General features: G+C 65.5%; 14 protein-coding genes and 1 riboswitch. Of the genes, 10 read left to right on the top strand and 4 right to left on the bottom strand.

Features of this window, described 5'->3' with window-relative positions:
* Positions 1-23: 23 nt before the first annotated feature.
* A riboswitch (SAM riboswitch) is annotated at positions 24-143 on the bottom strand.
* A 145-nt stretch (positions 144-288) separates the two neighbouring features.
* The 4 genes from KVS69_RS05295 (at position 289) to KVS69_RS05310 (ending at position 5,998) form a co-directional block, all read left to right on the top strand.
* Complete coding sequence (locus KVS69_RS05295; RefSeq protein WP_217537408.1) at positions 289-1,179, top strand: M23 family metallopeptidase; 891 nt, start codon at positions 289-291, stop codon at positions 1,177-1,179.
* A gap of 75 nt (positions 1,180-1,254) precedes the next feature.
* Complete coding sequence (locus tag KVS69_RS05300; protein ID WP_093532832.1) at positions 1,255-2,859, top strand: peptide chain release factor 3; 1,605 nt, start codon at positions 1,255-1,257, stop codon at positions 2,857-2,859.
* A gap of 57 nt (positions 2,860-2,916) precedes the next feature.
* Positions 2,917-3,555: a hemolysin III family protein gene (locus KVS69_RS05305; protein WP_217537430.1), complete on the top strand. Its 639-nt coding sequence runs from the start codon at positions 2,917-2,919 to the stop codon at positions 3,553-3,555.
* A gap of 550 nt (positions 3,556-4,105) precedes the next feature.
* Positions 4,106-5,998, top strand: a complete 1,893-nt coding sequence (locus KVS69_RS05310) for an AsmA family protein (RefSeq protein WP_254622043.1) — start codon at positions 4,106-4,108, stop codon at positions 5,996-5,998.
* Positions 5,999-6,217: 219 nt separating this feature from the next.
* On the opposite strand, the gene KVS69_RS05315 is transcribed toward KVS69_RS05310, so the two are convergent.
* Genes KVS69_RS05315 through mtgA form a run of 3 tightly spaced genes read right to left on the bottom strand, consistent with a single transcriptional unit; the run spans position 6,218 to position 8,381 of the window.
* Positions 6,218-6,649 (bottom strand): CBS domain-containing protein, encoded by a 432-nt coding sequence (locus KVS69_RS05315; RefSeq protein ID WP_095364327.1) that lies wholly within the window; start codon positions 6,647-6,649, stop codon positions 6,218-6,220.
* Complete coding sequence (locus KVS69_RS05320) at positions 6,609-7,628, bottom strand: glycosyltransferase family 2 protein (protein WP_217537410.1); 1,020 nt, start codon at positions 7,626-7,628, stop codon at positions 6,609-6,611. Before KVS69_RS05320 ends, KVS69_RS05315 begins: the two co-directional genes overlap by 41 nt.
* 3 nt (positions 7,629-7,631) lie before the next feature.
* Entirely contained in the window at positions 7,632-8,381 is a 750-nt protein-coding gene (gene mtgA / locus KVS69_RS05325; protein ID WP_093532827.1) for a monofunctional biosynthetic peptidoglycan transglycosylase, read from the bottom strand.
* 83 nt (positions 8,382-8,464) lie between these two features.
* Here mtgA and KVS69_RS05330 point away from each other — a divergent pair, with 83 nt between their 5' ends.
* The 3 genes from KVS69_RS05330 to KVS69_RS05340 all read left to right on the top strand — a co-directional run bounded on the left by KVS69_RS05330 (position 8,465) and on the right by KVS69_RS05340 (position 13,479).
* Positions 8,465-9,358: an Hsp33 family molecular chaperone HslO gene (locus tag KVS69_RS05330; RefSeq protein WP_217537411.1), complete on the top strand. Its 894-nt coding sequence runs from the start codon at positions 8,465-8,467 to the stop codon at positions 9,356-9,358.
* Positions 9,359-9,510: 152 nt separating this feature from the next.
* Positions 9,511-10,335: a hypothetical protein gene (locus KVS69_RS05335; protein ID WP_179197306.1), complete on the top strand. Its 825-nt coding sequence runs from the start codon at positions 9,511-9,513 to the stop codon at positions 10,333-10,335.
* A 369-nt stretch (positions 10,336-10,704) separates the two neighbouring features.
* A complete protein-coding gene (locus tag KVS69_RS05340; protein WP_068853699.1) occupies positions 10,705-13,479 on the top strand; it encodes a TonB-dependent receptor in 2,775 nt (924 codons plus the stop codon).
* A gap of 115 nt (positions 13,480-13,594) precedes the next feature.
* Here KVS69_RS05340 and KVS69_RS05345 read toward each other — a convergent pair whose 3' ends face one another.
* Positions 13,595-14,197: a TetR/AcrR family transcriptional regulator gene (locus tag KVS69_RS05345; RefSeq protein WP_068853700.1), complete on the bottom strand. Its 603-nt coding sequence runs from the start codon at positions 14,195-14,197 to the stop codon at positions 13,595-13,597.
* A 175-nt stretch (positions 14,198-14,372) separates the two neighbouring features.
* Between KVS69_RS05345 and KVS69_RS05350 the strand changes: the two genes are divergently transcribed.
* The 3 genes from KVS69_RS05350 to KVS69_RS05360 all read left to right on the top strand — a co-directional run bounded on the left by KVS69_RS05350 (position 14,373) and on the right by KVS69_RS05360 (position 18,332).
* On the top strand, positions 14,373-15,293 hold the full coding sequence (locus KVS69_RS05350) for an alpha/beta hydrolase (protein ID WP_217537412.1): 921 nt from the start codon (positions 14,373-14,375) through the stop codon (positions 15,291-15,293).
* The gene (locus KVS69_RS05355; protein ID WP_217537413.1) at positions 15,290-17,770 is read left to right on the top strand and encodes an acyl-CoA dehydrogenase; all 2,481 of its coding nucleotides are present in this window, start codon (positions 15,290-15,292) and stop codon (positions 17,768-17,770) included. The genes KVS69_RS05350 and KVS69_RS05355 overlap by 4 nt, the downstream gene beginning before the upstream one ends.
* Positions 17,771-17,858: 88 nt before the next feature.
* Positions 17,859-18,332 (top strand): hotdog fold domain-containing protein, encoded by a 474-nt coding sequence (locus tag KVS69_RS05360; RefSeq protein WP_217537414.1) that lies wholly within the window; start codon positions 17,859-17,861, stop codon positions 18,330-18,332.
* Positions 18,333-18,482: the final 150 nt, after the last annotated feature.

Here is an 18,482-nt window from a genome sequence, read left to right on the forward strand (position 1 = left end):
AGCGCACGCACGGTGCACGGTTCGAACCATCTTTCGGAAGACACCACGGTCCCCGCAGGATTTGGCACCTACGCAGGTCGCTTTCGCGCCTGCGGGCTGCCCCGGCTTCAAAGGGCCTGTCCCTCTGCCGGTCTCGATGGTGGAGCCACGATGCCAGCACATTCCGGGCATGTCAATCCTTCCATCTGGATGAAGCGATATAGTTTTTTCTCATCAGCCCGCAGCCGCCCTCTTTCCTGAACGAACGCGGTTGCGTAGAGTCCGCGCACCCTCACTGGAAGCTCGCTGATGCGCCGGATCCTGCTGCTCACCCTGCTGGCGTGCCCGTTGATGGCACCGGCCGCTGAATCCAACGGTGGAGCGGACTGGCGCGGCGGCTGGGGATTGGTGCGCCCGGCCGACCAGGCGCCGCAGGGGGCGCGGAGCGGCACGCTGGCCTCGGTGAAGCTCGAAGTGGGCGCCGCGTACTGGCAGGCGCGGGTCGACAACCACCTCACCGGCCCGGTGCAGATCGCCCTGCGCCAGGACGCGGGTGCCGCGCTGCTGCCGGGGCTGCCCCTGCAAACCGTGCTGCCGGGCTCGGCGAGCGTGGTGGTAGCGCGGCTGCAGCTGCCACCAGATACCGAACGCCTGAACCTGCTGCTGGACGCGGTTCCCGGCGACCCGGCGGCGCGGCCGCAGGACGTGGCCTACCAGCTGCCCTTTGATGCGCGCCGGTTCCAGGTCAGCCAGGCGCCGCAGGGGCGTTTCAGCCACAACGATGCTGAAAACCGCGACGCGGTGGACTTCGCGCTGCCCGAAGGCACCCCGGTGCTTGCTGCCCGCGCGGGCAAGGTGATGCAGGTGCAGGGCAACTTCAGCGGCAACGGGCAGGATCCCGCGCGCGACCGCGACCGCGCCAACTTCATCCGGGTCCTGCATGAAGACGGCAGCATGGCCGTGTACGCCCACCTGCGCGAAAACGGGGTACTGGTGCGCAGCGGCCAGCGTGTCGAGGCCGGCCAGCGCATCGGTGTTTCCGGCAACACCGGCTACAGCACCGCCCCACACCTGCATTTCGTGGTCCAGGCCAATGCCGGCATGCAGCTGCGCTCGATTCCGGTACGCATCGTGGCCCCCCAGGGCGAGCTGCATTTCGCGCGTGAAGAGGCCGACGGCGGCGACGCGGCCAGCCACTGACCCGCCGGGCGGGGCGGCCCGGTATACTGGCGGGCTTATCTCCATGAGAAGCGCCCCGGGCGGGCGCGTCACGCCATGTCCGAAGTCGCTACCGAAGCTGCGCGCCGCCGCACCTTCGCCATCATTTCCCACCCTGACGCCGGCAAGACCACGCTGACCGAGAAGCTGCTGCTGTTCGGCGGTGCGATCCAGATGGCCGGCTCGGTCAAGGGCCGCAAGGCCGCGCGCCATGCCACCTCGGACTGGATGGCGCTGGAAAAGGAGCGCGGCATCTCGGTCACCTCATCGGTGATGCAGTTCCCGTACGAAGGCAAGATCGTCAACCTGCTCGACACCCCCGGCCACGCCGACTTCGGCGAGGATACCTACCGCGTGCTTACCGCGGTGGACTCGGCGCTGATGGTGATCGACGTGGCCAAGGGCGTGGAAGAGCGCACGATCAAGCTGATGGAGGTGTGCCGCCTGCGCGACACCCCGATCATGACCTTCATCAACAAGCTCGACCGCGAGGGCAAGGAGCCAATCGACCTGCTGGACGAGGTGGAAAGCGTGCTGGGCATCCAGTGCGCGCCGGTGACCTGGCCGATCGGCATGGGCCAGCGCCTGAAGGGCGTGGTCCACCTGATCAGCGGCGAAGTGCACCTGTACGAACAGGGCCGCAACTTCACCCGGCAGGATTCGACCATTTTCCCGTCGATCGATTCACCGGGCCTGGCCGAAAAGATCGGCGCGGGCATGCTGGCCGAACTGCGCGACGAGCTGGAACTGGTGCAGGGCGCCAGCCACGCGTTCGATCTTGATGCCTACCTGGCCGGCAGGCAGACGCCGGTGTTCTTCGGTTCGGGCGTGAACAACTTCGGCGTGCAGCCGCTGCTGGACTTCTTCGTCGAGCACGCGCCGTCGCCCCAGGCACGCGCCACCACTGGTCGGGTGATCGCCCCACAGGAAAACAAGCTGACCGGCTTCGTGTTCAAGATCCAGGCCAACATGGACCCGCAGCACCGTGACCGCGTGGCGTTCATGCGGGTCTGTTCGGGGCGCTTCGTAGCGGGAATGAAGACCTTCCACGTGCGCACCGGCAAGGAAATGAAGCTGGCCAACGCGCTGACCTTCATGGCCAGTGACCGCGAAATCGCCGCTGAAGCATGGCCGGGCGATGTCATCGGCATCCACAACCACGGCACCATCTCCATCGGCGACACGTTCACCGAAGGCGAAGCGGTGAGCTTCACCGGCATCCCGAACTTCGCGCCGGAACTGTTCCGTCGCGCGCGCCTGCGCGATCCGCTCAAGCTCAAGCAGCTGCAGAAGGGCCTTGCGCAGCTGTCCGAAGAAGGCGCCACCCAGTTCTTCCGCCCGCTGATGAGCAACGACCTGATCCTGGGCGCGGTGGGCGTGCTGCAGTTCGACGTGGCCGCCTACCGGCTGAAGGACGAGTACGGCGTGGAAGCGACCTTCGAGCCGGTGAGCGTGACCACGGCGCGCTGGGTGACCTGCAACGATGCGAAGAAGCTGGAAGAGTTCCGCGAGAAGAATGCGGGCAACCTCAGCATCGACGCGGCGGGCCAGCTGGTCTACCTGGCGCCGACCCGGGTCAACCTGCAGCTGGCGCAGGAACGCGCGCCGGACGTGCGCTTCGCGGCAACCCGCGAAGCGGCGCACAGCATGTCGGTCGCCTGACCTGGCGAAACCGGCGATGATAGGGGGGAGCGGGCTCCCCCTCCCCGCGCGACGATCATCGCCATGACCTCTGTTGCTTCCGTACGTGAAGAAATCGCCAGCGCCCTGACCCACGGGCTGGGCGCGGTGGCCGCGCTTGCCGGCAGCGCGGTATTGATCACCCTGGCCGCGATCTACGGCGACGCCTGGCAGCTGGCCAGCGCCATCGTGTTCGGCGTGGCACTGCTGCTGCTTTACACGGCCTCCACGCTCTACCACGCCATCCAGCACCCGATCGCCAAGGGCCGGCTGAAAGTATTCGACCACTGCGCGATCTACCTGCTGATCGCCGGCACCTATACCCCATTCACCCTGATCGGCCTTCGGGGTCCCTGGGGCTGGGGCATGTTCACGGCCATCTGGGCACTGGCGCTCGCTGGCGTGGTCTTCAAGCTGTTCTTCACCGGCCGCTTCAAGCTGCTCTCCACGATCATCTACATCGCGATGGGCTGGATGGTGCTGGTGGCGATCAAGCCGATGTGGTCCCACATCGACGGCTGGACCCTGGGCTGGCTGTTTGCCGGTGGCCTGTCCTACACGCTGGGCACCTATTTCTACCACCGCGAATCCATCCCCTACTCCCACGCGATCTGGCACCTGTTCGTGATCGGCGGAAGTGTCTGTCACTTCGTTGCGGTTACTGCACAGATTCTTTGAAGCAACCGCAACCGCAACGGCAACAGCAGGTTGCCGTTTGCTTGCTGTTTAGGGGCGGTGTGGGTGGGCCGCCGGGACACGCCGCAAGTACGTCCTTGTAGGCTCGTTCGCGCCATCCATGGCGCTCTACGGTCCCGTCAACCCACCCACACCGCCCCTTCGACATCTGGTCGGCAGGCAACGGAGATCAAGAGCAGGCCCTTGCTCTTCCCACCGCTGAGAAACTGCTTGGGGGCGGGCGGGGGTAGCCCATGCCGGGACCGTAGAGCGCCATGGATGGCGCGAACGAGCCCCCATGGATGGGTTTACGGCGTGGCCCGGCATGGGCTACCCCCGCCCGCCCAGCACGTATCAATGAATAGCAAGCGCTCCAGCCTTGGCTTCGGCTTTGGCGCCACACTGACGCGATCCTTACCAATGCTTCGCGTTGCCTGCACGATGAACGGGCAAGGATGGGCGGGTGAATACCGTTCCCGCTCCTACGCCCGTTGCGCCATCCTCCCGCTCACGCTGGCGTTTTCGCCGACCGGGCAAGCGCGGGCAGCGCTGGCTGGCGGTGCTGGTTTTCCTTTTCGCGCTGATCCTGCTGGTGATCGCGCTGTGGGACTGGAACTGGTTCAAAGGCCCCGTCGAGCGCGCCGTGCAGGCCAAGACCGGCCGCGAATTCCATATTGGCGGCAATCTGGATGTCGATCTCGGGCGCACCCTTACCGTGCGCGCCGATGGCCTGACGTTCGCCAATGCCGAATGGTCCAAGACCCCACGGATGGCGAGCGCCGACCGCGCCGAGATCGACCTGCGCGCCTGGCCCCTGCTGCGTGGCGATATCCGCATTCCGGAAATCCGCCTGACCCGCCCCGATCTGCTGCTGGAAACCGCGCCTGGCAAGGACCAGCCCGGCAACTGGGATTTTCTTGGCCCCAGCGATGGCGAACCGCCGGTGCTGCAGCGACTGCTGGTTGACGATGGGCGCCTGAAATTCCTCGATGCCGCCGGTAAAACGGACATCCTGGTCGCGATCACCAGCGGCAAACCACGCAATGCCGACAGCGCACCGCCGCTGCTAGTCAGCGGCAAGGGCCGCTGGCAGGGCAATCCGTTCACCTTGGCAGGCAACACCGAATCGCCGTTGGAACTGACCAACAGCGAGCATCCGTTCCGCATCCATCTGGATGGCCGTGCCGGCAGTACCCACGCCATTGCCAGCGGCACCCTGACCAACCCGTTCGCCCTGCGCACCTTCGATCTTGATTTCGCGCTCAGCGGCCAGGACATGGAAGACCTGTATCCACTGATCGGCCTGGCCATCCCCTCCACCCCGCCGTATCGCCTGAAAGGCCGCCTCAAGCGCAACAACGATGTCTGGCGGTACGAGAACTTTACCGGTGTCGCCGGCGACAGCGACCTGGGCGGTACCGCGCAGATCGACGTCAGTGGCGACCGCCCCTTCCTCAAGGCCGAGCTTGTTTCCAAGCGCCTGGACTTCGACGACCTTGCCGGCTTCGTCGGCGCCCCGCCCAAGACCGGCGCCGGCGAATCGGCCAATGCCGAACAGAAGGCCGAGGCCGCCGCACTCGCAGTGAAGGCGCGCGTGCTTCCGGATACGCCCTACGACCTCAGCAAGCTCCGCGCGATGGATGCCGATGTGCACTGGAAGGCGCAGCGCATCAACTCCCCCGCGCTGCCGCTGGACGACATGGATGCACACCTGAAGCTGGACGACGGCCTGCTGCGCCTGGAGCCGCTCAACTTCGGGGTCGCCGGCGGCGACATCCGCAGCACCATCCGCATGGATGCACGCAAGCCGACCATTGCCACCCAGCTCAAGGCCAGCATCCGCAAGGTGCAGCTGGGCGGGCTGTTCCCCGACGCGAAACTGGCCGAGCAGGCCTCCGGTGGCATCAGTGGTGAGATCAACCTCACCGGCAACGGCAACTCGATCGCATCCATGCTGGGAAGCTCCGATGGCGCTGTTGCGGTGGGCATCGGCCGCGGCCATGTCGGCAACCTGATCATGGAACTGGCCGGCCTGGACGTGGCCGAATCGCTGAAGTTCCTGTTCACCGGCGACAAGCAGATTCCGCTGCGCTGCGCGTGGGGCGATTTCGGCGTGAAGCAGGGCCTGATGACCTCGCAGCAGCTGGCGTTTGATACCACCGATACGCTGATCCTTGGAGAAGGCACGGTGGACCTGAAGCAGGAAAAGCTCGACCTGCTACTGCGCCCCCGTCCGAAGGACATCAGCATCCTGGCACTGCGTTCGCCGCTGCGCATCGGCGGCACGTTCAAGGATCCGTCGTTCCGGCCGGACTTCAAGGCGCTCGGGCTGCGAGGTGCCATCGCGCTCACGCTGGGCAGCATTGCCCCGCCTGCCGCGCTGCTGGCCACGATTGAAACCGGGCCAGGTGAGGATTCGAATTGCGGCGGCCGGTACGCGAAGTAAAGAGCCACGCCCTGCGTGGCTGCTCTTCGTTTCCGCGCACGACCAACCCTCGGGGGCGGCCGGCGGGCAGCCCTCGTAGGGACTGTCAAAAACATGGATGTTTTTGCCAAGCCCCCATGGAAGGGTTCACGGCGTGTCCCGTAGAGGGCTGCCCGTCGGCCGCCCCAGCACGGAAGAACTGAAACGCTGCTCTTCGCTTGAAAATACCTGCAGGCAGGCTCAGCCCGCGACGATGTACTGCTGCAGCTGGTCCAGCTTCTGGGCCTGTTCGTCGATCACCGATTTCACCAGGTCGCCGATGGAGATCACGCCGATCACGCCGCCGCTGTCCACCACCGGCAAGTGGCGGATGCGGTAGTCGGTGACCAGTTGCAGGCAGTGTTCAACCTGCTCGGACGGCGCCACCGTTACTACCTTGGCGGTCATGATGTCGCTGACCTTCGTCGACCTCGAAGAGCGGTCATGCAGCACGATCTTGCGTGCGTAATCGCGTTCGGACAGGATGCCGACCAGGCTGCGGCCGTCCATCACCAAAACCGCGCCGATGCCCTTGTCGGCCATCAACCGGATCGCGTCGATCACCGCCGATTCCGGGCCTACCGCGAACACCTCAGGGGACTTGCCTTCCAACAGCTGTCGTACCGTGGTCATCTCGCTGCTCTCCACCGATGGGATGCACGCCCGAGTCTGCCACGAACGGTGCATGCCAGGTGTCAACCACGTACAACGGCCGCTGCTTGGATTCCTCGTACAGCCGGCCCAGGTACTCCCCGATCAGGCCCAGCGCGATCAGCTGCACCCCGCCAAGGAACAGGATCACCGCCATCATCGTGGGGTAGCCGGCTACCCGATCGCCGTAAAGCGCCGCCTTCAGCACCACCCACCCGCCAAACAGGAATGCCACGCCTGCCGTGGCCATTCCCAGGTAGGTGGCCGCCCGCAGCGGCACCGTGGAAAAGCTGGTGATGCCTTCCAGTGCGAAGTTCCACAGCTTCCACAACCCGAACTTGCTGTCGCCCACCATCCGCGCATGCCGGTGATACGGCAACGCAACGCGGCGGAAGCCGACCCAGCCGAACAACCCTTTCATGAACCGGTGGCGTTCACGCAGCTGACCCAGCGCCTGCAGCGCGCGCGGTGACAGCAGGCGGAAATCGCCGGTATCGGCTGGAATCGGGATCCTCGACAGCCGCCCGATCACCCGGTAGAACGCCGCCGCGGTACTGCGCTTGAGCCAGCTTTCGCCGTCGCGCGCCTGGCGGGTGCCGTACACGTTGTCATAGCCCTGCCGCCACAGCGCCACGAATTCCGGAATGAGCTCGGGCGGGTCCTGGCCATCGGCATCGAGGATCATCACCGCGCCGCCGTCCACGAAGTCCAGTCCGGCCGTCAATGCCGCCTCCTTGCCGAAGTTGCGCGACAGGCGCAGCACGCCCACGCAGCTGTCGGCTGACGCCAGTTCCTGCATCACCTGCCAGGTGGCATCGGTGCTGCCATCGTCGACGTACACGATCCGCCCCTCGACGCCCTCCAGTCCATCCAGGACCGCGCGCAGGCGCGGCTGCAGCAGGGGCAGCGCCAGCGCTTCGTTGTGGGCCGCGATGACCAGGGTGAGGCGTTCAATTGTCATGGCTCACTCATCTTTCAGGTAGGCGCCGCCGCCGAGCTGCCGCGCCTGTCGCTGGATCCAGGCGGCGCGTCGCTGCACATAGGGGCCGGGGCGTGCGGCATTGTACCGGCGCGGAGCCGGCAACACGGCCGCCAGTTTTGCGCTTTCGGCCGGCGACAGCCGCGCCGCATCCTTGTTCCAGAACTGCCTGGATGCCGCCTGCGCACCGTAGATGCCATCACCGAACTCGGCGATGTTGGCGTACATCTCCAGGATCCGAGACTTCGGCCACAGCGTTTCGATCAGCAGCGTGTACCAGGCCTCCAGCCCCTTGCGGATCCAGCTGCGGCCCTGCCACAGGAACAGGTTCTTGGCGACCTGCTGGCTGATGGTGCTGGCGCCGCGCAGGCGCCCGCCGCGGGCATTGTGGTCGCGCGCCTTTTCAATGGCCTGCAGGTCGAAGCCATTGTGTTCGGGAAAGCGCTGGTCTTCGGCCGCTACCAGCGAGATGGGCAGGCTCGGGGCCATCTGGTCGAGGTCGCGCCACTGGTAATGCAGCCGGTAGCTCCAGTCGCCCTGGCCCAGCGCCTCGCCATAACGCCACAGCATCACCGTCGACAGCGGCGGGTCGATGAAGCGCAGCACGGCCACCTGCAGCACGCTGCCGGCCACGAACAGCACCGGAAGCCACAGCAGGTGTTTCCAGCGCCAGCGGCGCCGGCGGGTCGGTTCCAGGCCCGGTTCGGCCTTGTGGTTGCTGCGCTCTGCCCCCATTAGTGGTGCATCCTCTGCTTGCACGGTTGTCGGCGCATTATCCGGCAACACGCCCTCATTACTTAAGCGCAGCCACCGACCCGATGACCGCCCAGACCGATTCCCTCATCCGTTTCCTGCTTCCCGATGCCGGCGTGCGCGGCGTGCACGTGCACCTTGACGCCAGCTGGCAGCAGATCCTCTCCTACGGCACCTACCCGCCGGCCGCGGCCGAGCTGCTGGGTGAAGCCACCGTGGCCTCGGCGCTGTTCACCGGCCACACCAAGGTGGACGGCCGGCTGTCGATCCAGCTGCGCAGCAACACCGCCATGCGCACGCTGTTTGCCGAATGCACCGCCGCCGGCACCCTGCGCGGCATCGTCCAGCTGTCCGGCGAAGGCGATGCCCCGCGCGACCTGACCGCACTGGGCGAGGACGCGCTGCTGGCCATCACCATTGAAAACCCCGGGCTGGACCCGCGCGAGCCACAGCGCTACCAGAGCCTGGTCGGCCTGGGCGCATCAGGACTGGACGAGGCCTTCGAAGACTACTTCCGCCAGTCCGAACAGCTTCCCACGCGCCTGCTGCTGGCCGCCGATGGCGACCGTGCCGCCGGCCTGCTACTGCAGAAGCTGCCCGGCGACGAGGGCGATACCGACGGCTGGTCCCGGGCCAGTGCGCTGTTCGAGACGCTGGGCAAGCAGGAACTGCTGGACGTGGCCGGCAATGAGCTGCTGCACCGGTTGTTCCATGAACAGGCCCCCGAGCTGCTGGGCGAGCGCCCGCTCCGCTTTGCCTGCTCCTGCTCGCGCGAACGGGTGGAGGGCATGCTGCAGTCGCTGGGCGAAGTGGAAGCCCGGGCGGCCGCCGAACCCACGGGGTCCGTGGACATCCGTTGCGAATTCTGCGGACGGGAGTATCACTTTCCGTTGACGGAATTCGACATACTGTTCCGCGACGCCGTTGTTTCCTCACCGGCACCTGAACGGCTTCAGTAATCGCCGCGCGAGTTTTGTTCTGGGGAGAACCAAGACTTGTTAAGAATTCATAAACACCCTAGGATCAGTGTCCCGCTTCGGCGGGAACTTGTGCTCATTACCGCTGTCTGAGAATTCCCATGCGCGCCCTTCTGCGTCTACCGCTGGCCCTGATGATCGCCCTCGCCGCGATCCCGGGCGCCTATGCGCAGTCCAAGGCCCGCCAGGACAGCACGGTGATTCCGGTCTGGAACAAGGGCAGCGGCAAGGTCGAAGCCCTGCTTTACCTGGAACCCACCGGGGAACAGGCTGCCGGCGCCCGCTGGCACTTCGGGCGCAGTTCGCTGGATGCCGCTTTCGGGCTGTCCTCGGGCGATTCGCTTGGCCTGCTCTGCAACAGCAGCCGCGGCACCAGCATCAGCGGGCTGGCCAGCCACTGCATGCTGGCCAGCCTGGGTGACGAGGACGACAACGCGCTGAGCCGCCGCGTCACCGGCACCGCCGCGTTCAACCGCCCGGGCGGTCGCGTCGGCATCACCGCCGGCACTGGCAAGGACACCCTGCCCGCCTGGCTGGCCGGCCCGAACAAATCGCCGGCGCTCCGCGCCGAGCAGAACGACCTGACCGTGTTCGGCCAGAAGAACATCGGCCGCGAAGGCTTCGTCTCCATTGGCGGCACCTACGCCAAGGCACGCCTGGTGCCGTTGTCCGACGTGTCCCCGGCTTTGGTGGACCGCTGGGACAGCAAGAGCCTTACCCTGGGTGCCGGCTACGGCAACTTCAGCGGCAACATCATCGGCCGCGTGGTCGACGTGCCCGGCCAGCCCGGCAAGTGGGAGGGCCTGGGCGTGGGCCTGACCTGGCGTACCCCGTGGAGCGGCCAGCTCACCGTGGGTGCCGAAAACGTGATCACCCGCGGCAAGAACCCGTTCGCCCCACGCAACGAGAGCACCGATGAGGGCACCGTGCCCTACGTGCGGTACGAGCAGGACCTCTGAGTCCAGGTTTCGATGACCCGGGAAGACCAGAAAAGGCGCGCCATTGGCGCGCCTTTGTCGTTCCAGCGCCCCGGTTGAGGTCACTGAACACGCCAACCTGATACAGAGCGTGACAAAACAACTGCAACTATTTTGCTAACAATTTGTTAACAAATGAGCCGTTTGACGCTTGCAACCCTCTCAAGGGCCTTGATCCACAAGGACTTTGCCGAATTTCACACAGATCACAGACTTCATTAACGCTACTTTAATTCTTTCGAAGCGGCAGTTACTATCGAGTCAGCCTTGTGGTCTTTGGTGCTCTCTATTGGCACCGCCTGAGGCAAACACCCCAGTGAATACCCAAGATTCCCTTGGAGAGAGAGAGCAATGAACTTTAAGTCCAACAAGCTGCGTGATGCAGTGGTCGTTGCACTGGTCGTCGCGGCCGGCACCGCCACCGCGCAGGCGCAGGAAGCTGCCAATACGACCAACCTGGACCGCATCTCGGTCACCGGTTCGCGCATCAAGAGCACCGACATCGAGACCTCGCAGCCGGTGCTGAGCCTGACCCGCGCGGACATCGACAAGCAGGGCGTGACCTCGGTCGCCGACATCCTGCAGCGCGTCTCCGCCAGCGGCGCCGCACTGAACCGTACCTTCAACAACGGCGGTGACGGCACCTCCGGCATCAGCCTGCGCAACCTGGGCAGCCAGCGTACCCTGGTGCTGGTCAACGGCCGCCGTTGGACCACCGGCATCACCGGCAGCGTCGACCTGAACACCATCCCGACCGCGATGGTCGAGCGCATCGACATCCTGAAGGATGGCGCTTCGACGATCTACGGTTCGGACGCCATCGCCGGCGTGGTGAACATCATCCTGAAGAAGGATTTCGACGGCGCTGAAGCGAACGTCTACAAGGGCCAGTACAGCGCCGGCGACGGCGAGCGCGAAGCCTATGACTTCACCCTGGGCACCACCACCGACCGCGCGTCGGTGATGATGGGCGCTTCCTACGTCAAGGAAGGCTCGGTCATGGCCGGCGACCGCGCGATCTCCGCCGGTGGCCCGCCGTTCTTCAGCGGCCAGAGCAGCACCGGCATCCCGGGCTCGTACATCCGCGGCGGCACCCGCTACGTCATTCTCAATGGCGTCGAAACCGTGTTCGACCCGAACATCCACGGGTACAACACCTCGCCGGACAACTACCTGCTGACCCCGCAGGAACGTACCTCGCTGTTCACCACCGGCTCCTACAACATCACCGACAACGTGACGTTCAAGGCCGAAGCGCTGTACAACGAGCGTAAGTCCGAGCAGCTGCTGGCCGCCATGCCGGTGACCAGCCAGACGCTCAGCGCGCAGAGCATGTACAACCCGTATGGCGTCAACCTGACCGGCGTGAACCGTCGTTTCAATGAAACCGGCGGCCGTTCGTTCAACCAGAACGTCAAGAACTGGCACTTCTATGGTGGCTTCGAAGGCTTCTTCGAGTTCGCTGACCGCACCTTCGATTGGGATGCCGGTTACCGCTACGACAAGACCGACGAGAATGTGCTGACCTACGGCCTGTTCAACAAGACCAACCTGGCCCTGGCCTATGGTCCGTCGCGTATCGACCCGCTCACCGGCAACCCGGTCTGCGTGACCAACACCGGCGCCACCGGCACGATCATTCCGGGCTGCGTCCCGGTCAACCCGCTGGGTCCGGAAGGTTCGATCTCGCAGGCTGCGATCGACTACACCGCCTTCACCGCGCATGACTCCTCGACCCTCGAGTCGAAGGGCTACTACGCCAACATCTCCGGCACCATCGTTCCGCTGCCGGCCGGTGACCTGGCCTTCGCAGCCGGTTACGAATACCGCAAGGAAAGCGGCCAGTTCGACCCGGACGCCTTCATCGCCGCTGGCCTGAGCACCGGCAATGGCGCCAAGCCGACCAAGGGTTCGTACGATCTGGACGAGTTCTACCTGGAACTGTCGATCCCGGTGCTGGCTGACCTGCCGGGCGCAAAGCTGCTCGACTTCAGTGCGGCCACCCGCTACTCGAAGTTCAGCAACTTCGGCAACACCACCAACAACAAGTTCGGGTTCCGCTGGAAGCCGATCGACGAACTGATGATCCGTGGTAACTACTCGGAAGGCTTCCGCGCGCCGAGCATCAACGACCTGTTCGCCGGTGATGCCGATTCGTTCGAAACCTACGCCGATCCGTGCTCCAGCACCAACGGCCTGCGTGTCGGCGGCGTGGCACAGCAGTGTGCCGACCAGGGCGTTCCGGCCGGCTTCGTGCAGCCGGGCGCCGGCAGCGGCGCCAACAAGCAGACCCCGGAAGCGTTCACCTGGACCTCGAACCCGGATCTGAAGCCGGAAACCTCGACCAGCAAGACGCTGGGCCTGGTGTTCAGCCCGAGCTTCGTGACCGGCCTGAATGTCACCCTGGACTGGTGGCAGATCGAAGTCGAAAACGCGATCACCCGCCCGGCGATCAACGACATCATGTCGTACTGCTACGGCGGCACCCCGCAGCAGCAGGCAACGTACTGCGGTCTGATCACGCGTGACCCGAACTACGGCACCGCCGCGCAGAACGGCGCCATCGTCGACGTCCGCATGCCGCTGCAGAACCTGTCTTCCTACAATGTGGAAGGCTGGGACCTGGGCGTGCAGTACCGTCTGCCGGAAACCAGCTTCGGCCAGTTCACCTTCACGGTCGATGCCACCTACCTGAGCAAGTGGGAAACCAAGGCTACCGCAGACGCAGACGTCGACGGCCGCCAGGGTAACTACCTGGACCAGGATCCGTACTGGCGCATCCGCGGCAACGCGTACCTGGATTGGTCGTACGGCGACTTCGGCGTCAACTACGGCGTGCGCTACAAGTCGGGCATGACCGAAGATTGCCCGTTCGATCCGTCCGATACCGATGTCTTCGGTTACTGCTCGGATGGCGACAACGGCACCAACCACATCGGTGCGACCACCTATCATGACATCCAGTTCCGCTACAACACCCCGTGGAACGGCACCGTCATGCTGGGTCTGAACAACGTGTGGGACAAGGATCCGCCGGTGTCGTACCAGGTGTCGTACAACATGTTCGACCCGCAGTACGACCTGCCGGGCCGCTACTACTACATGCAGTACAAGCAGAAGTTCTGATCGATCCACTGATCGGTACCTGATGCAGCAACGGCCCCGAAAGGGGCCGTTGTTTTTTGTGCCATCCATGAAAAAGGCCGCATTCCGCGGCCTTTTCCTTTCCTGTGCAGTGCGCTCAACCGATCGGGATCAGCGTCTCGATCACATGCTCCACATACGCTTCGAAATCCTCGCGCGCCGGCTTGGGCTGCTGCAGCTGCAGCGACAGCTGCAGGAAGCCGACGTACGCCGCGTACGCCAGCCGCGCACGATGCTGCGCGTCGGTACGGCTCAACCCGGCCTGGCGGAACGAAGCCACCAGATACTCCAGGCGGCGGTGCGACACGCGGTCGATCACCGGCCGTACCATCGGATGGTCCAGTGCCTTGAGCAGTTCGCTGTAGATGATGTGCGGCTGCACTTCGTGCGCCACCACCTGGAACAGCTGGCGCAGGCGCGCACGCGGATCCGGCACGTCTTCCAGGCTGCCGAACACCTGCTCCTGTTCGAACAGCTCCCAGCGCTCCAAGGCGGCCTGCAGCAGCGCATCGCGCGACGGGAAATGCCAATAGAAGCTGCCCTTGGTCACTCCCAGGCGCCTGGCCAGCGGCTCCACCGCGACCGCGCCGACACCCTGTTCAGCGATGAGATCCAAGGCGGCCTGCGCCCAGTCTTCCGCGCTCAGGCGGCTGTTGCGGCCGGCTCGGGGCTCGCCGGCGGAAGCTTCAGGTTCATTCATGCGCTGATTTAACCATACGCCGGGGTCGGTTTGTGTGGAATTGGCCGAAACCGCGGCCGGAAAACCCTGCGCTGTCGGGCCGCACCGCGTAGAGGCACGCCCAGCGTGGCTGCTTGGGATGCCAACCATACTAGAGAGTATTGACATGCCAGAAGCCAGGTCCATACTAGCAAGTATGGTAACTCCCGCCTCCCGCCCATCCGTCCCCACCGACGAGCGCCTCACCGCCGCGCACGACACCGTGCTGGCGGCAACCCGCTCGGCCCCAGGGCGCCGCGGCACCGTGCTGTTCGCCCATGGTTTCGGCCAGACCCGGCACGCCTGGACTGCCACCGCGCAGTCGCTGGCCGCCGCCGGCTACCAGACGTTCGCCTACGATGCACGCGGCCATGGCGACTCGGACTGGAACCCGGCCACCCTCGCCTATCACGGCGAACAGTTTGCTGATGACCTGATCGTGCTGGCCGGCGAACAACCGCAGCCGCCGATCCTGGTGGCCGCGTCGATGGGCGGGCTGTTCGGCCTGCTCGCCGAAGCGCGCTGGCCGGGCCTGTTCTCGGCGATGGTGCTGGTGGACATCACCCCGCGCTGGGACACCGCCGGGGTCGAAAAGATCCTGATGTTCATGACCGCGCATCCGGAAGGATTCGCTTCCCTGGAACAGGCGGCCGATGTGATCTCGGCCTACCTGCCGCACCGCCCGCGCAAGTCGGAAGAGTCGCTGCGCGCCCTGCTGCGCGAGGATGGCCACGGCCGCTGGCGCTGGCATTGGGACCCGCGGCTGGTCGCCGAACTGGCGCGCGACAGCGAACAGCACCAGGACGCGCTTGCAGACGCAGCGCGCCAGGTGAAATGCCCGGTGCTGCTGGTCAGCGGCGAGCGCAGCACGTTGGTCACCCCGCAAACGGTGGCCGAATTCCTGGCGTTGGTGCCGCACGCGCGCCACGTGCAGCTGCCGGAGGCCACGCATATGGTCGCCGGCGACGACAACAACGCCTTTACCGCTACTGTGTTGGACTATCTGGACGTGTTGCCCTCGGCCTCCGCCGTGGCACAGTCCGCCACAACCGAGCACGTCACCGGAGCACGCTCATGAGCATTGTCGTTCCCTTCCTTGCCATCCTGCTGGCAGGCGCCATCGTCGCCTACCACCGGATGCGGCTGATCACCTGGACGCTCGTCAGCCTGGTGCTGCTGGCGGCCTGCTGGTTCGTCCCCTATGTCAACCAGACCGCCACGATCGTGGCTGCGGCGATCGTCGCCGTCATTGCCGTGCCGCTGCTGCTGCCGTTCATCCGCAAGCCGCTGCTGACCGCGCCGATGATGAAGGTGTTCCGCAAGGTGCTGCCGCCGCTGTCGCAGACCGAGCGCATCGCGCTGGAGACCGGTTCGGTCGGTTTCGAAGGTGAGCTGTTCACCGGCGACCCGGACTGGAACAAGCTGCTCAACTACCCCAAGCCGCAGCTCACCGCCGAAGAACAGGCCTTCCTGGACGGCCCGGTGGAAGAACTGTGCGCGATGGTCAACGACTGGGAGATCACCCACGTCTACGCCGACCTGCCGCCGGAGCTGTGGGCGTTCATCAAGAAGAACAGGTTCTTCGGCATGATCATCCCGAAGGAGTACGGCGGCCTGGGCTTCAGCGCGCTGGCCCACCACAAGGTGATCCAGAAGCTGGCGTCGGTGTCGAGCGTGGTCAGCTCCACCGTCGGCGTGCCCAACTCACTGGGCCCGGGCGAACTGCTGGTGCACTACGGCACCCAGGAACAGAAGGACCAGTACCTGCCGCGCCTGGCCGATGGCCGCGAAGTACCGTGCTTCGGCCTGACCGGTCCGTTCGCCGGTTCGGATGCAACCTCGATTCCCGATTACGGCATCGTCTGCAAGGGCGAGTGGAACGGCGAGCAGGTGCTCGGCGTCAAGCTCACCTTCGACAAGCGCTACATCACCCTGGCCCCGGTCGCGACGCTGATCGGCATGGCGTTCCGCATGTACGACCCGGACGGCCTGATCGGCCCGACCCGCGACATCGGCATCACCCTGGGCCTGCTGCCGCGCGACACCGCCGGCGTCGAGATCGGCCGTCGCCACTTCCCGTTGAACTCGACCTTCCAGAACGGTCCGATCCGCGGCAAGGACGTCTTCATTCCGCTCACCCAGCTGATCGGCGGTGCCGAGAAGGCCGGCAAGGGCTGGAACATGCTCAACGAGTGCCTGGCCGTGGGCCGCTCGATCACCCTGCCCTCCACCGCCAGTGGCGGTGCCAAGGCCGGTGCGGTGGTCACCGGTGCCTATGCGCGCATCCGCAAGCAGTTCGGCCTGTCGGTCGGCCGCTTCGAAGGCGTGGAAGAGGCGCTGGCCCGCATCGGCGGCAAGGCCTATGCGATCAGCGCGCTGTGCCAGGCCACTGCGGCTGCGGTGGACCGCGGCGACGTGCCGTCGGTGCCGTCGGCCATCGCCAAGTACCACTGCACCACCATGAGCCGTGAAGTGATCTCGGACGTGATGGACGTGATCGGCGGCAAGGGCATCATCCTGGGGCCGCGCAACTTCGCCGGCCGCAGCTGGCAGGCCGCGCCGATCGCGATCACGGTGGAAGGCGCCAACATCATGACCCGCAGCCTGCTGATCTTCGGCCAGGGTGCGATCCTCTGCCACCCGTGGGTGCTGCAGGAAATGAAGGCGGCGCAGGATCCGGATACCAAGGCCGGCCTGCAGTCCTTCGACCGCAGCCTGTTCGGGCACATCCGCTTCGGTATTTCCAACGCGGTGCGTTCGTTCTGGCTGGGCCTGACCGGCGCGCGTTTCGGCGCCGCCCCGGGCGATGCCTACACCCGCCGCTACTTCCGCAAGCTGGACCGCTATTCGGCCAACCTGGCGCTGATGGCCGACATCTCGATGATGACCCTCGGCGGCAAGCTGAAGTTCAAGGAATCGCTGTCGGGCCGCCTGGGCGACGTGCTGAGCCACGTGTACATGACCAGCGCCATGCTCAAGCGCTACCACGACGAAGGCGCGCCGGTGGCTGACCAGCCGCTGCTCGCCTGGGCGTTCCATGACAGCGTGCACAAGATCGAGGAATCGCTCTCCGCCGCGCTGCGCAACTTCCCGATCCGCCCGATCGGCTGGCTGATGTGGCTGCTGATCTTCCCGTTCGGCCGCCGTGCCGAAGCCCCGGGCGACCGTCTGGGCCACCGCGTGGCGGCGCTGCTGATGGCGCCGAACGAAGCGCGCGACCGCCTGGCCAGTGGCGTGTTCCTGACCCCGTGCGAGAACAACCCGGGCGGCCGCATCAACAGCTACCTGTCCAAGGCGATCATGGCCGAGCCGGTGGAGCGCAAGTTCATCAAGGCGCTCAAGACCAAGGGCATCGAAGCACTGGACTTCAACGCACAGCTCGACGAAGCGGTGTCCGAAGGGGTGATCACCCAGGACGAGCGCACGCTGCTGGAAGAGCTGCGCACGCTGACCATGGACACCATCACGGTGGACGACTTCGAGCCGCATGAACTGCGTTCGGCCAGCTACTACGACCGCGAACGCAAGGACGCGCAGTCGCAGGAAGCGGCATAACGCCAGCCTCGACGCATCTCACAACGGCGGACTTCGGTCCGCCGTTTTTCATTGCCTTCCTCGCCGCCGCTTTCCGGGAGACCTGCTGATGTCCGCCCCCCTCTTGACCCTCTACCGCCGCATGCAGCGCTGGCCGGCCGGCCAATGGCTGTTCTCGCGCGCGGTCTGCTTCAAGGCGCCCTATTTCGCCAGCATCGCCCCGCGCATCACCGTGCTCGAACCGGGCCGCTGCGAAGGCCGCATCGCGCACCGGCGCCGGGTGACCAACCACATCGGCACCGTCCACGCCATCGCGCTGTGTAACCTGGCCGAGCTCACCGCCGGCCTGATGGTCGACGCCTCGCTGCCCAAGGGCATGCGCTGGATCCCCAAGGGCATGGAGGTGAAGTACTTGGCCAAGGCAACCGGTACGCAGCATGCAGTCGCCACGCCTGCGCAGGCGATTGTCAGTGCCGAAGCGGGCTATGCGCTGCCGGTGAACGTGCAGGTGCGTGATACCACCAGAACGGTGGTGTTCGAAGCGCGGATCGATATGTGGGTGTCGCCGGTCAAGCGCAGTTGATTCTGTATCTCGCGAAGAGCAGCGTTTCAGTTCTTACGAGCTGGGGCGGCCGTCGGGCAGCCCCGCTCCGGGACACGCCGCAAGTACGTCCTTGTAGGCTGCTAGAAAACATCCATGTTTTCTAGCGTCCCTCCGGGGGCAACCCGCCGG

The organism is Stenotrophomonas sp. GbtcB23 (assembly GCF_019091045.1).
In the GTDB taxonomy this organism is placed as follows: domain Bacteria; phylum Pseudomonadota; class Gammaproteobacteria; order Xanthomonadales; family Xanthomonadaceae; genus Stenotrophomonas; species Stenotrophomonas rhizophila_A.

Coding starts and splice junctions, on each gene's coding strand:
- KVS69_RS05295 (WP_217537408.1), top strand. CDS start 289: ATGCGCCGGATCCTGCTGCTCACCCTGCTGGCGTGCCCGTTGATGGCA.
- KVS69_RS05300 (WP_093532832.1), top strand. CDS start 1,255: ATGTCCGAAGTCGCTACCGAAGCTGCGCGCCGCCGCACCTTCGCCATC.
- KVS69_RS05315 (WP_095364327.1), bottom strand. CDS start 6,649: ATGACCACGGTACGACAGCTGTTGGAAGGCAAGTCCCCTGAGGTGTTC.
- KVS69_RS05320 (WP_217537410.1), bottom strand. CDS start 7,628: ATGACAATTGAACGCCTCACCCTGGTCATCGCGGCCCACAACGAAGCG.
- mtgA (WP_093532827.1), bottom strand. CDS start 8,381: ATGGGGGCAGAGCGCAGCAACCACAAGGCCGAACCGGGCCTGGAACCG.
- KVS69_RS05330 (WP_217537411.1), top strand. CDS start 8,465: ATGACCGCCCAGACCGATTCCCTCATCCGTTTCCTGCTTCCCGATGCC.
- KVS69_RS05335 (WP_179197306.1), top strand. CDS start 9,511: ATGATCGCCCTCGCCGCGATCCCGGGCGCCTATGCGCAGTCCAAGGCC.
- KVS69_RS05340 (WP_068853699.1), top strand. CDS start 10,705: ATGAACTTTAAGTCCAACAAGCTGCGTGATGCAGTGGTCGTTGCACTG.
- KVS69_RS05345 (WP_068853700.1), bottom strand. CDS start 14,197: ATGAATGAACCTGAAGCTTCCGCCGGCGAGCCCCGAGCCGGCCGCAAC.
- KVS69_RS05350 (WP_217537412.1), top strand. CDS start 14,373: ATGGTAACTCCCGCCTCCCGCCCATCCGTCCCCACCGACGAGCGCCTC.
- KVS69_RS05355 (WP_217537413.1), top strand. CDS start 15,290: ATGAGCATTGTCGTTCCCTTCCTTGCCATCCTGCTGGCAGGCGCCATC.
- KVS69_RS05360 (WP_217537414.1), top strand. CDS start 17,859: ATGTCCGCCCCCCTCTTGACCCTCTACCGCCGCATGCAGCGCTGGCCG.